The sequence below is a fragment of the Achromobacter sp. D10 genome (genome assembly GCF_035282245.1).
GTDB classification, from domain to species: Bacteria; Pseudomonadota; Gammaproteobacteria; order Burkholderiales; family Burkholderiaceae_B; genus Achromobacter; species Achromobacter insolitus.
In genome coordinates this window covers 15,661-28,080 of sequence record NZ_JAYJLE010000006.1, presented here as the reverse complement: position 1 = coordinate 28,080, position 12,420 = coordinate 15,661, and the positions used below count along the sequence as shown (strand labels likewise).

11 protein-coding genes are annotated in these 12,420 nt (G+C 66.4%); 1 reads left to right on the top strand and 10 read right to left on the bottom strand.

Annotation, left to right across the window (positions count from 1 at the left end):
* Window positions 1-15: 15 nt before the first annotated feature.
* Window positions 16-1,017, top strand: a complete 1,002-nt coding sequence (locus VCS63_RS17910) for an amidohydrolase family protein (RefSeq protein ID WP_323880566.1) — start codon at window positions 16-18, stop codon at window positions 1,015-1,017.
* A 29-nt stretch (window positions 1,018-1,046) separates the two neighbouring features.
* Here the strand turns inward: VCS63_RS17910 and VCS63_RS17905 are convergent, their stop codons facing one another.
* The 10 genes from VCS63_RS17905 to VCS63_RS17860 all read right to left on the bottom strand — a co-directional run bounded on the left by VCS63_RS17905 (window position 1,047) and on the right by VCS63_RS17860 (window position 12,409).
* Window positions 1,047-2,111 carry an Ldh family oxidoreductase gene (locus tag VCS63_RS17905; RefSeq protein WP_323880564.1) on the bottom strand — a complete coding sequence of 355 codons (1,065 nt, stop codon included), beginning with the start codon at window positions 2,109-2,111 and terminating at the stop codon, window positions 1,047-1,049.
* A gap of 40 nt (window positions 2,112-2,151) precedes the next feature.
* On the bottom strand, window positions 2,152-3,714 hold the full coding sequence (locus VCS63_RS17900) for a mannitol dehydrogenase family protein (protein ID WP_323880562.1): 1,563 nt from the start codon (window positions 3,712-3,714) through the stop codon (window positions 2,152-2,154).
* Window positions 3,715-3,717: 3 nt separating this feature from the next.
* Entirely contained in the window at window positions 3,718-4,929 is a 1,212-nt protein-coding gene (manD, locus tag VCS63_RS17895) for a D-mannonate dehydratase ManD (RefSeq protein WP_042795102.1), read from the bottom strand.
* Window positions 4,930-4,975: 46 nt separating this feature from the next.
* Entirely contained in the window at window positions 4,976-6,511 is a 1,536-nt protein-coding gene (locus VCS63_RS17890; protein WP_164793018.1) for a UxaA family hydrolase, read from the bottom strand.
* A gap of 24 nt (window positions 6,512-6,535) precedes the next feature.
* Window positions 6,536-7,402, bottom strand: coding sequence for a fumarylacetoacetate hydrolase family protein (locus VCS63_RS17885; RefSeq protein ID WP_042795105.1), 867 nt, complete (start codon window positions 7,400-7,402; stop codon window positions 6,536-6,538).
* A 29-nt stretch (window positions 7,403-7,431) separates the two neighbouring features.
* A complete protein-coding gene (locus tag VCS63_RS17880; protein ID WP_076815469.1) occupies window positions 7,432-8,178 on the bottom strand; it encodes an SDR family oxidoreductase in 747 nt (248 codons plus the stop codon).
* A gap of 14 nt (window positions 8,179-8,192) precedes the next feature.
* Window positions 8,193-9,599: a TRAP transporter large permease gene (locus tag VCS63_RS17875; RefSeq protein ID WP_063642811.1), complete on the bottom strand. Its 1,407-nt coding sequence runs from the start codon at window positions 9,597-9,599 to the stop codon at window positions 8,193-8,195.
* Window positions 9,600-9,644: 45 nt separating this feature from the next.
* Entirely contained in the window at window positions 9,645-10,274 is a 630-nt protein-coding gene (locus VCS63_RS17870) for a TRAP transporter small permease (protein WP_323880558.1), read from the bottom strand.
* Between the two features lie 64 nt (window positions 10,275-10,338).
* Entirely contained in the window at window positions 10,339-11,313 is a 975-nt protein-coding gene (locus VCS63_RS17865; protein ID WP_042795107.1) for a sialic acid TRAP transporter substrate-binding protein SiaP, read from the bottom strand.
* 61 nt (window positions 11,314-11,374) lie between these two features.
* On the bottom strand, window positions 11,375-12,409 hold the full coding sequence (locus VCS63_RS17860) for an L-idonate 5-dehydrogenase (RefSeq protein ID WP_323880556.1): 1,035 nt from the start codon (window positions 12,407-12,409) through the stop codon (window positions 11,375-11,377).
* Window positions 12,410-12,420 lie beyond the last annotated feature (11 nt).

The following is a 12,420-nucleotide window of genomic DNA, read 5'->3' as shown; positions in this document are numbered from 1 at the left end:
TCCTTTCTTTTGCACATGACCCAGAAAATCGACATGCACGCGCACTTCTTCCCGCCGATCACCCGGCAGGAAGCGGCGGCGCTGGACCCCGTCAACGCGCCCTGGCTGCGGTTGGACGGCGACGGTTCGACCGGCCAGATCATGGCGGGCGACCGCGCGTTCCGCCCGGTGGACGCCACCTTGTGGGACCCGGCCCTGCGCCTGCGGCAGATGGACCGCAACGGCGTGGACCTGCAGATCCTGTGCGCGACGCCCATCATGTTCGGCTATTCCTATCCCGCGCAGGCTGCCGCGGACTGGGCGGCCCGCATGAACGACCTGGCGCTGGAGCATTGCGCGCATGCGCCGGCGCGCCTGAAGGCGCTGGCGCAAGTCCCGTTGCAGGACCTGGAGCTGGCCTGCAAGGAAGCGTCGCGAGCCCGCGCCGCCGGCCACCTGGGCGTGCAGATCGGCAATCACGTCGGTCCCCGCGACCTGGACGACGAGACCCTGGTGCAGTTCCTGATCCACTGCGCCAACAATGACATTCCGGTGCTGGTGCACCCCTGGGACATGATGACCGACGGGCGCATGAAGAAGTGGATGCTGCCGTGGCTGGTGGCCATGCCCGCGGAAACGCAGCTGGGTATCCTGTCGCTGATTCTCTCCGGCGCCTTCGAGCGCATACCGCGCAGCCTGAAGCTCTGCTTCGCCCATGGCGGCGGCAGCTTCGCCTTTCTGCTGGGGCGCGTGGACAATGCCTGGCGCCATCGCGACATCATCCGCCAGGACTGTCCGCAATTGCCCTCTTCCTACACCGACCGCTTCTACACCGATAGCGCGGTGTTCGATCCGCGCGCGCTGCGCCTGCTGATCGACGTAATGGGAGAAGACCGGGTGTTGCTGGGCTCGGACTACCCCTATCCGCTGGGCGAGCAGGAAGTGGGCAAACTGGTGGCGAACGCCGGCCTGCAGCCCGAGGTGCAGCAGAAGGTCTTGAGCCGCAACACGATGGAGTTCTTCGGCCTGGCCCGCTGATACTTCTTGCGTAGGCGGGACGGCTGCGCTCAGGCCTCGCCGTCCAACGGCATAAACGCCGGCAGCGGGAGCCCCAACCTGGCGCTCCACTCGGCCATTTCAACCTTCAACGCCGGCGGCACCGGAATCCCCCCGGCCTGGCGCTGCGCCTGCGAGGCCAGTTCGGGATCGCCCGGCATGCGGGGCGATCCGGGCTGCGCCGCCAGTTCGGCCGCCATGCCCGCCGCCACGGCAGCCAGTACCGCACCGCCCGCGAACCGGGCGGGATCCATGACGATAAAGAACGCCCCCAATTCGCGCGGACGATCCAGCTGCTCGTACATGGGACCGATGTGCGGTCCGTAAGGATTGCCGTTGAGCGGCCCGCACAAGAGCTCGATCATCATCGCCAGGCCGTAGCCCTTGTGGCCGTAGTCGCCGCCCAAGGGCGTCAAGGCGCGGACACGCTCCGCGTCGGTCACGCTACGCCCCTCGGCATCCAGCGCCACCCCCGCGGGCAGTTCCACGCCGTCGCGACGCGCATTCATGACCCGGTTCCACGGGATTGAAGTCGTCGCCATGTCCAGGCATAGCGGCTCGCCGCCCTGCCTGGGGAAGGCGAAGGAAATGGGATTCGTGCCGAAATACGGTTGCCAGCCGCCGAATGGCGCGGCAATGGAATCGGAATGCGTGAAGGCGATGCCGATCAGTCCTTCCTTGGCGGCCGCGCGCGTGTACAGGCCGATGGCCCCGCAATGCGAGGAATCGCTGACTCCCACGGCGCTCACGCCTGCTTCTCGCGCCAGCGCCATCGCGGCCGCATTGGCTCGGTGAGCCACCACGATGCCGTGGCCCCTGCCGCCATGCACCTGCGCGGTCGCCGGCCCGCTCTGCTCGATACGGATTTGCGGCCGCGCCAGGATGGAGCCATGGACGACCCGGTTCAGGTAATGCGGCAGCCGCGCGATGCCATGGGAGTCGATGCCCCACAGGCTGGTCTGCGCCAGGCTGGATGCCAGGCACTGCGCGTCGGCCGCGCTGAAATCCAGGGCCCGCAAGCAGGCTTCGGCCCATTGCCGCCACTGCGCCGCGTCCACGTTTTCGCGCCTGTCCATGCTGCGCTCCTTATCGATGCAAGCGGCATGCCGCCTGAGGTCATGCGGCCGACACAGGCAAGGGTGCGCCCGCCTGGGCCGTGTCCCGCTCCAGGGCTTCCAACGCGCCCAGCACACCCAGCGTCCGCAGCCGCTCCCACTGCACGGCCAGCACTTCGACGAAAGCAGGCTTGCCGCCCAGGTCCCCGAAAACGGGCCGGAACCCGGCCACCACCATGGCGCGCCGGTGCGCCGCCTGCGACGGGGCCGAGGCCGTGGCGGCCACTTCTGCGCGCGCCAGCAGCTTGGCCAGCGCCTCGGCTAGCGGATCCTGTATGGAATAGGTGTTGCCCTGCTCGTCATATCCGCGCAGATAGTGCAGCCACGCGGCCACGGCCAGGGTCAGCCGGGCGAAATCCTCTCCGCGTTGCTTGCGATCGCGAATGGCAGCGAGCAGGCGCTGCGGCACCTTCTGCGAACCATCCATCGCGACCTGCCGGGTGAGGTGAGGCAGCGCCGGATTGGACACGCGCGCCAGGAAGCGCTGGCGATACTCATCCAGCCCCGATCCCGGAACGCCGCGCAGCGTGGGCGCAAGCTCCAGCCGCATCATGTCGTCGACATAGCGGCGCAGCGCCGGCGTCGCGGCGGCCTCGCTATTGGTGCGCAGACCCAGCATCGCGCCCAGGTACGCGAATGCGGAATGCGGCGCGTTGACCATGCGCAGCTTCAGGCGCTCGTATGGCGCGGCGTTGCGCACGAAGTTCGCGCCGGCCGCGTCCCAGGCTGGCCTGCCGGCCGCGAACTTGTCCTCGATGACCCAGTTTAGGAAGGGCTCGCCCACGACCGGCCAGGCGTCCTCGAATCCCAGGCGCGCTGCCACGCGCGCGCGGTCTTCATCCTGCGTGCCCGGCACGATGCGGTCCACCATGGAATTCGGAAAAGTGCAGTTGTTGTCGATCCATGCGGTCAGGCCCACGTCGACCCGCAAGGCGAAGGCCAGCACCAGGCTGCGCAGCGTGTCGCCGTTGGCGTGCAGGTTGTCGCAAGACAGCAGCGTGACGGGAGGCAGGCTGCGTTCGCGCCGCAGCGCCAGGCCGTACACCAGGATGCCGATGGTGCTGCATGGCCTGACCGGATGCGCGAGGTCGTGCACGATGTCCGGATCATCCCAGCGCAGGTGGCCGGTAGCGGGTTCGTGGCTGTAGCCCTTTTCGGTGACCGTCAGGCTGACGATGCGCGTCTGGGCGGACGCGATGCGTTCCAGCACCGCCTGGGGGTCTTCCTCGGCCACCACGACCCGCAGCACCGACCCGACCACCCGCAGTTGCTCGCGCTCGTTCCCTTCAGGGTCGGCGTCGCGCAGCGCCAGGGTGTACAGACCGTCCTGCGGCGTCAGCGCATCGCGGGTGGCGGGGCTGCGCAGCGAAACGCCCACGATGCCCCAACTCAGGTCCCCGCTTGCCGCCATGGCCAGGTCTGTCACGACCGCCTGGTGGGCGCGATGGAAAGCGCCAATACCCAGGTGCACGATGCCGGGCGTCACCCGGCTGCGGTCATAGGCGGGAGATTCCACATCTTCGGGCAGATGCGGGAGGGACTCCGAGTTCAAGCGTTCGAGCATGGATTACCAGTGCCATAGTGCGCCATCATGCGCCTGCCGGTTGACTGGCAGGTAGGCGCGTTGGTAGGGATATCTGGCGGCGAGCTTTTCGTCGATGTCGACGCCATGGCCCGGCGCGTCGCCAGGGTATAGCATGCCCTGGCTGAAGCTGTAAGCATGGGGAAACACTGCGTCGGTTTCGTCAGTGTGCCGCATGTACTCCTGGATGCCGAAATTGGGCACCCACAGGTCGAAATGCAGGGCCGCGCCCATGCAGGCAGGCGACAGGTCGGTGGCGCCGTGGCAGCCGGTGCGCACCTGGTATAGGGAGGCCAGATCGGCGATGCGGCGCAGATGCGTAATGCCGCCCGCGTGCACCACCGTGGCGCGGATGTAGTCGATCAGCTGGTGTTCGATCAGATCCTTGCAGTCCCAGATGGTGTTGAAGACCTCGCCCACGGCCAGCGGCGTGACGGTGTGCTGGCGGATCAGGCGGAAGGCTTCCTGGTTTTCCGCCGGCGTGGCGTCCTCCATCCAGAACAGGCGGTACGGTTCCAGCGACTTGCCCAGCCGGCCGGCTTCGATGGGCGTCAGCCTGTGGTGCACGTCGTGCAGCAGATGGGTCTCCCAACCGACCGCATCACGCACCCGCTGGAACAGGCGCGGCGCATGGTCCAGGTATTTCTCCGTGGACCAGTCGTGCTCGGAAGGCAGCGAGGCGTCGGCCGGTTCGTAGAACATGCGGCCACGGCCTACGCCGTACACCGAGTTCAGCCCAGGCACCCCGCTCTGGGCGCGGATGGCCAGGTAGCCCATTTCGCGATAGCGCAGCACCTCGTCCACGGTTTCATCGATGTCGCGGCCATTGGCGTGGCCGTAGACCATGACGCCCGAACGGCTCTTGCCGCCCAACAACTGGTACAGCGGCATGCCCGCCGCCTTGGCCTTGATGTCCCACAACGCCGTGTCCACGGCGGCGATCGCGGACATGGTGACCGGTCCGCGCCGCCAGTACGCGCCACGGTACAGGTATTGCCAGATGTCCTCGATCTGCTGCGGGTCGCGGCCGATCAGGCAGGGAATCACGTGTTCGGTCAGGTAGGCCGCCACGGCCAGCTCGCGCCCGTTGAGCGTGGCGTCGCCGATGCCGTACAGGCCTTCATCGGTCTCGATCTTCAAGGTGACGAAGTTGCGGCCCGGGCTGCAGACGATGACGCGCGCTTGGATAATCTTCATGAATGGTCCTGTGTAAGGCTGAAAATTCCTGGCGGGAGCCGGACGCCTACATCACCGCGCCCAGCTGCCAAGGCACGAATTCGTTCTGGCCGTAGCCGTGTTCCTCGCTGCGCGTGCGCCGTCCCGAGGCCGTTTCCAGCATCAGGCGGAATATGCGCTCGCCCATCTCGGCCACGCTCTGCGCGCCGTCCACCACTTCACCGCAATTGATGTCGATATCGTCGGACTGCCGCTGCCACAAGGCCGTGTTGGTCGACAGCTTCAACGACGGCGCGGGCGCGCAACCATAGGCCGAGCCGCGGCCGGTGGTGAAGCAGATCAGGTTGGCGCCTCCGGCGACCTGGCCGGTGGCGGAAACCGGGTCGTAGCCTGGCGTATCCATGAATACCAGCCCACGCTCGCGGACTGTCTCGGCATACTCATACACGTCCGCCAGGCGGGTCGTGCCGCTCTTGGCGATGGCGCCCAGCGACTTCTCCAGAATGGTGGTCAGCCCGCCCGCCTTGTTGCCGGCCGAAGGGTTGTTGTCCATTTCGGCATCGTTGCGGGCACAGTAGTCCTCCCACCAGCGCAGCCGCGCCAGCAGCTTGGCCGCGACCTCGGGCGTGGCGGCGCGCCGCGTGAGCAGATGCTCTCCGCCGTAGATCTCCGGCGTCTCCGACAGGATGGCGGTACCGCCGTGGCGCACCAGCAGGTCCACGGCGGCGCCCAGCGCGGGGTTGGCGCTGATGCCCGAATAACCGTCGGACCCGCCGCATTGCAGGCCTACGGTCAGCCTGCTTGCAGGGACGGGCTGGCGGCGCGCGCGATCGGCCTGCGCCAGCATGGCCTGGACCAGTGCGATGCCGTGCTCCACCGTCTTGCGCGTGCCGCCGGTCTCCTGAATGTTGAAGGTGTGCAGCAATCCGTTTTCGCGCAGCCCTTCCTGCTCCATCAGGCCGCCGATCTGATTGGTTTCGCAGCCCAGGCCCAGCACCAGCAGGCCCGCAAAATTGGGATGCCTGGCGTAGCCGCCGAGCGTGCGACGCAGCACGCGCAGCGGCTCGCCTTCGCTGCCGGTGGCGCAGCCCGCGCCATGGGTCAACGCCACCACGCCGTCCACGTTCGGATAGGCAGCCAGCGCGTCGGGGTGGATGTCGCGGCGGAAATGGTCGGCGATGGCGCGCGCAGCCGTGGCGGAACAGTTCACGCTGGTGAGAATGCCGATGTAGTTGCGGGTGGCCACGCGGCCGTCGGCCCGCAAGATGCCGTCGAATTGCGCCGGCGTTTCGACGTAATCGGTGGCGCACGCTTCGGCGCCCACGGCGTAGTCGCGCTCGAAGTCGGAGAACTCCAGGTTCTGCGTGTGCACGTGCGAACCCGGCGCGATGTCGCAGCGGGCCACGCCGATCACCTGGTTGTAGCGGCGTACAGGCTCCCCGGCGGCGATAGCGCGCGTGGCCACCTTGTGCCCAGGCGGCACCAGCCCGCGCACCGTGACGTTCTCGCCGGCCAGGCGTGTGCCGCCGGCCAGCTGGCGCCTGGCGATCACCACATTGTCCGCCGGGTGGATGCGTATGACCGCGGTATCGGTTTCAGACATGGATGGCTCCTGGCGCGCGCGCCGCTAACCGTCGATCAGCGAAGGATCCCAGGCGTGGACGCGCTGGCGCTGCTCGCCCAGCCCCTCGATGCCCAGCCGCATCTCGTCTCCCGCCTTCAGGTACACGGGCGTAGGCTTTTGCCCCATGCCCACGCCCGGCGGCGTGCCGGTGCTGATCAGATCTCCCGGGTACAGGGTCATGAAGCGGCTTACGTACGACACCAGCTGCGCCACGCCGAACACCATGGTGCGGGTACTGCCATTCTGATAACGCTTGCCGTTGACATCGAGCCACATGCCCAGCGCCTGCGGATCGGCGATCTCGTCGGCGGTGGCCAGCCAAGGGCCAACCGGGCCGAAGGTGTCGCAGCCCTTGCCCTTGTCCCACGTGCCGCCGCGCTCGATCTGGTATTCGCGCTCGGACACGTCGTTCACCACGCAGTAACCGGCCACGTGGCGCATGGCATCGGCTTCGCTGACGTAACGGGCCCGCTCGCCAATAACCACGCCCAGTTCGACCTCCCAGTCGGTCTTGACGGAGCCCTGCGGCAACACCACCGGATCGTTGCAGCCCACCACAGCCGAGGTAGGTTTCATGAAAATCACCGGTTCGGCCGGCACCTGCAAGCCGGACTCGGCCGCATGATCGGCGTAGTTCAGGCCGATGCAGATGAACTTGCCCATGCCGCTCCATGGCGGGGCCAGGCGGCCCGGCCGATCCACCAATGGCAGGCTGGCCGGGTCCAGCTCGCGCAGCGGCGCCAGCCCGGCAGGCGTGAGCATGGCGGCGGCAATGTCCGGCACGATCGCCGACAAGTCCCGCACCTGCCCGCTGGCGTCCAGCATCCCCGGTTTCTCCGCGCCTTTCGCGCCATAGCGCAACAATTTCATCGTATGTTCCTCATGTGTGTTGTGAGTATTCAGTTCGACCAGCCGCCGTCGATAACCTGCGCCGTGCCGGTGGTGAAGGCGGATTCGTCGCTGGCCAGATACACCGCCAGCAAGGCAATTTCCTCCGCGCTGCCAATGCGCCCCATAGGCTGACGGGCAACGAAGGCGGCCTCGACAGAGGCCAGCGTCTGCCCGCCGGCTTGCGCCTGTGCCTCGATGCGCTGGCGCAGCGAAGGCGACTCCACGGTGCCCGGGCAGATGGCGTTGCAGCGTATGCCCTGGCCCACGTAATCCGCGGCCACGGACTTGGTCAGCCCGATCACCGCCGCCTTCGTGGCGCCGTAGACGCAGCGATTGGGCGCGCCCTTGATGCTGGAAGCCACCGAGGCCATGTTGACGATGGAGCCGCCGCCGCGCGCCAGCATACCGGGCAGGCAGGCGCGGATCATGCGATACATCGACTTCACATTCAATTCGAACGAGAAGTCCCAGGCCTTTTCGTCGCAGTCCAGAATGGTCCCGGCGTGGACGAAGCCGGCGCCGTTGAACAGCACGTCCACCGGCCCCGCCTCGGCGGCCAGCGCGCCGATCGCGCCGGCGTCGGTCACGTCCAGCGTCCGCCGCCGGCATCCCGCCAGCGTCTCCAGCGCCTCGCCATTGATATCCAGCGCCAGCACGTCGGCGCCTTCGCGGACGTACGCCTCGGCCACGGCGCGGCCTATGCCCTGGCCTGCGGCGGTGACGATGGCGATCTTGCCTTGCAGCCTTCCAGTCATGACGTTTTCCTTTTTTACTTGGCCATGCCCATGACGGTGGGCAGCCAGAGCGTGATCTGCGGGACGTAGGTGATGGCAATCAGTGCCAGGAACAGCGGCACCAGCCAGGGCAGGATCGCAACGGTGGTCCGTTCCACCGACAATTTCGAAACGCGCGCCAGCACGAACAGCACCATGCCCATGGGCGGATGCAGCAGTCCGATCATCAGGTTCAGCGTCATGATCAGGCCGAAATGGATCGGGTCGATGCCCAGCTTGAGCACGATGGGCAGCAGGATCGGCACCAGAATGGTGATCGCGGCGATGGTGTCGATGAAGCAACCCACGATCAGGATCAGCACGTTGGCCATCAGCAGGAACACCCACTTGTTCTGCGTGACGCTGAGAATGCCGTCGGTCAGCGCCTGCGCGGCCTGGGTGGTGGTCAGCAGCCATGCGAACACCGAGGCGGCGGTCACGATGAACAGCACCGACGCGGTGGTCTCAATGGTGTCGAACGTAGCCTTGGCGAGCGTGCGCAAGGTCATGGAGCGATAACGCACCAGCCCCAGGAACAACGCCCATATCACCGCGGCCACGGCGGCCTCGGTGGGCGTGAACCAGCCTAGCGTCATCCCGCCGATCAGGATCACAGGCGCCATCAACGCCATGACCGCCGAGAAGTTGTAGCGCCAGTCCAGCGCCAGCAAGACGGCAAAGGCGATGGCCGCGGCCAGGTTGGCCGACATGCCGGCCAAAGTCATGAGCCAGATCGCCAGCGGGAACGCCAGCACGATGCCGACTTCCAGCGTGGCGCCCCCCAGCCGCTTCCAGTCGAAGGACACGTCGCCGCCCCAGTTGTTGCGGCGCGCGTAGTAGGCCACGGTCAGCATCATCAGCACGGTCAGGACCGCGCCGGGAATCAGGCCGGCCAGGAACAGCGAACCGATGGACACATTGGCCATCATGCCGTAGATGACGAAAGGCAGCGACGGCGGAATGATGGGACCCAGCGTGGCCGAGGCCGCCGTCACGCCCACCGCGAACTCGGTTTCATAGCCATGGTCCTTCATGGCCTTGATCTCGATGGTGCCCAGGCCCGCGGCATCGGCGATGGCGGTGCCCGACATGCCGGCAAACACCACCGAGCCGATGATGTTCACCTGCCCCAACCCGCCGCGCATCCAGCCCACCAGCGCCACGGCGAAGTTGTAGATGCGGCCGGTAATGCCGGCGATGTTCATCAGGTTGCCGGCCAGGATGAAGAACGGCACCGCCAGCAGCGGAAATGACTCCACGCCCGCAATCATGCGCTGCGCCACCACCACGTCGGGCACGCTGCCCGAGATCAGCACGAACAGCAGCGACGCGCCCGCCATGGCCACCGCCACCGGCAGGCCAAAGATCATCAACAGAAGAAAGGTCCCGATCAGTATGCCCATGTCTCGCTTCCGGTTGTCGTTGTCGGATTCCGGGTGCTGTCCCGGCTAGTCCTGCGACTCGTAGGCCGCGGGGTTTTCCAGGATGGAGTAGCCCTGGCGCCAATTGCACATCGACACCTGCACGGAACGCAGGAACATCAGGACAAAGCCCGCCAGCGCCATCCAATAGACGTAGGCCTTGTTCCAGAAAAGCGTGGTCATGGGTTCGTCGCCCACCAGGGTGATGTAGCGGTACGTCAGCCACACCGCATAGCCGAAGAACGCCGTGCGCAGCAGATCGATGACGGTGGCCAGCGCGCGGCCGACGGGGCGCGGCAGGTAGCGATACAGGAAGTCCACCTGGATGTGGCGACAGGTGCGCACGCACATGGCCGACCCGATGAAAACGACCCCGATCAGGCAGTAGACGGCAAGCTCCTCGGTCCATGCGTAGGAGTCATTGAGCACGTAGCGCGAAAAGAACTGCAGAAAGACCAGGAGGGCCATCGCCCAGAATATGCCCAGGCAGATCCAGTCCTCGGGTTGGTAGCCAGCCAGGCTGACCTCGTGGTGGTCTGCCTCCTCGAAACTATGGACGATATCCTCCGCCGTGGCCGGCGGGGGCTGTTGCCCGGCGGGCCGGACAGGATTGGTGCTGGCGGCCGCCATGACGGCGGCCTTGGCATCGGAATGCATGGCGTTCCCCTTGTGCGCAATCGGACGGGGCGCTGCGGAGCCGCCTGAGCGGCCCCGGGCGCGCTCACTTCACGGCCTGGATCCGTTCCCAATCCGATTTTTCGTAGCCGTATTGCTTGAACGGCACTTTCTCCAGCACGGTGTCGCGGAAATCCTGCACGTTCACTTCCGCCACGTTCAGGCCGCGCTTGCGGAACACCTCGACCATCTTTTTCTCGCTTTCCGCGACCTCGGCGGACGCCTTCTCCGCCGCCTGCTGCGCCACTTCGGCGAAGATTTTCTTGTCCTCGTCGGACAGGCTCTTCCACAACTTGCCGGAGATGACGGTGTTCAGGTGATCGACGATGTGGCCCGTGAGAATGATGTTCTTCTGCACTTCGTAGAACTTCTTGGCCTCGATGGTGGTAAGCGGATTCTCCTGCGCTTCCACGGTGCCGTTCTGCAAAGCCAGGTAGACCTCGGCGAAGGCGATCGGCGCGGTGTTCGCTCCGCAGGCACGCGGCATGGCCAGATAGGCGGCCACATCGGGCACGCGGATCTTCAGCCCCTTCATTTCGGAACACTTGGTGAAGGGACGGTTGGACGTGGTCTGCCGTGTGCCGTAGTAGGTGGTGGCGACGATATGGTTACCGCTCTTTTCGTCGTAGCCCCGCGTGAGCTCTTTGTAGATGTCACTCTTGGTGTAGGCGATCAGGTGCTCGGGATTGCGGAAGATATAGGGGTAGTAGGTGACGCCGATGCGGGGAAAGCTCTTGGCCGCGAAGCTGGACCCCGAAATGATCATGTCCACCGTGCCCAGGGTCAGGCCCTGGTTGATGTCGTTTTCCTTGCCCAGCTGCGAAGCGGGGTACACGTCGATCTGGTAACGGCCATTGGTGCGTTTGCCGATCTCCTGCGCCGCCCAGACGGAAGCGGTATGGAAGGGTTCGGATGTCTCGTACACGTGGGCCCATTTGAGCTTGGTCTGCGCCAGCACGCTACCGCTGGCGGCGAGCGCCAGGGCGGCAACCAGCGCCTTGACGGCGTTGCCTAGGTTCATGTCGTCTCCTCGTTGTTTTTCGGATGGCCGGTCTGGCAGCCCTTGCCGGGCCGCCTGCGGGTCATGCTTCAACTACAAGTTGCACCTTGGTACTGCGACTGCGATCCGCCGCCAGCTCGAAGGCCTCGAATGCCCGCGACAACGGCAACTGCGCGCTCATCAGGGGCCGCACGTCCACCTTGCGCGTACGCAGGTAAGAGACCGCCCAATCGAACTCCTCGCCCGCGCGGAACGCGCCGACATAGTCGAGCTCCCGCGCCATGATGTTATTGGCGGGAAACGCGATGCCCTCGGCGGGCAAGGTTCCCACTTGCACGATGCGGCCGCCGCGCCGCGTCGCTCCCAGGCAGGTCGCCAGTGCCGCGGGGCTGCCTGCGGCCTCGATGCTGACGTCGGCGATATCGGCCAGTTCGGCTGGCGCGAGCAGGTCGCTGCGCAAGGCCTCGTCGGCGCCGACCCTGCGTGCCATGTCCAGCGGCCGGTTCGCCACATCCATCACGGTCACGCGCGCCGCGCCCGCGAGCCTGGCGGCCAGCACGGTCATGCAGCCTATGGTGCCGCCGCCCGTCACCAGCACGCTCTTGCCCATCAGCGGCCCGGCTCGATTGACCGCATGCAGGCCGATGGATAGCGGCTCGGCACAGGCGATCTCGCCCAGCGACACGTCTGCTTCCGGCACCGGCGTGAGCTGACGCTCGCCCATTACGAAGCGTTCGCGAAACATGCCTTGCACATGGGGATAGATGCTGGCGCTGCCCAGAAAGCGCATGTTGCGGCACAGGTTGTCGCGGCCGGCGCGGCAGTAATCGCAGCCGCCGCAAGGATGGGAAGGGTTGATGGCGACCCTCATGCCCGGCTCCACCGAGCGCACGGCCTCGCCGATCCGCAGGACGACGCCCGACGCCTCGTGGCCGGGGATAAGGGGTTCGCGGATGACGAAGGCGCCCACGCGGCCATGCAGGAAATAGTGCAAATCGGATCCGCAGATGCCCGCAGCGCCCAGTCTCAATTCCACGTCGTGCGGCGCCAGCGGCGCGACCTCATCCGGTTCCAGGCGCAGGTCCCGCGCCCCGTGGATACGACAGGCCAGCGTCATGGCGACTTCCT

Bases quoted from the DNA above. Each gene is read 5' to 3' on its own strand.
- VCS63_RS17910 (WP_323880566.1), top strand. From the start codon at position 16: ATGACCCAGAAAATCGACATGCACGCGCACTTCTTCCCGCCGATCACC.
- VCS63_RS17905 (WP_323880564.1), bottom strand. From the start codon at position 2,111: ATGGACAGGCGCGAAAACGTGGACGCGGCGCAGTGGCGGCAATGGGCC.
- VCS63_RS17900 (WP_323880562.1), bottom strand. From the start codon at position 3,714: ATGCTCGAACGCTTGAACTCGGAGTCCCTCCCGCATCTGCCCGAAGAT.
- manD (WP_042795102.1), bottom strand. From the start codon at position 4,929: ATGAAGATTATCCAAGCGCGCGTCATCGTCTGCAGCCCGGGCCGCAAC.
- VCS63_RS17890 (WP_164793018.1), bottom strand. From the start codon at position 6,511: ATGTCTGAAACCGATACCGCGGTCATACGCATCCACCCGGCGGACAAT.
- VCS63_RS17885 (WP_042795105.1), bottom strand. From the start codon at position 7,402: ATGAAATTGTTGCGCTATGGCGCGAAAGGCGCGGAGAAACCGGGGATG.
- VCS63_RS17880 (WP_076815469.1), bottom strand. From the start codon at position 8,178: ATGACTGGAAGGCTGCAAGGCAAGATCGCCATCGTCACCGCCGCAGGC.
- VCS63_RS17875 (WP_063642811.1), bottom strand. From the start codon at position 9,599: ATGGGCATACTGATCGGGACCTTTCTTCTGTTGATGATCTTTGGCCTG.
- VCS63_RS17870 (WP_323880558.1), bottom strand. From the start codon at position 10,274: ATGCATTCCGATGCCAAGGCCGCCGTCATGGCGGCCGCCAGCACCAAT.
- VCS63_RS17865 (WP_042795107.1), bottom strand. From the start codon at position 11,313: ATGAACCTAGGCAACGCCGTCAAGGCGCTGGTTGCCGCCCTGGCGCTC.
- VCS63_RS17860 (WP_323880556.1), bottom strand. From the start codon at position 12,409: ATGACGCTGGCCTGTCGTATCCACGGGGCGCGGGACCTGCGCCTGGAA.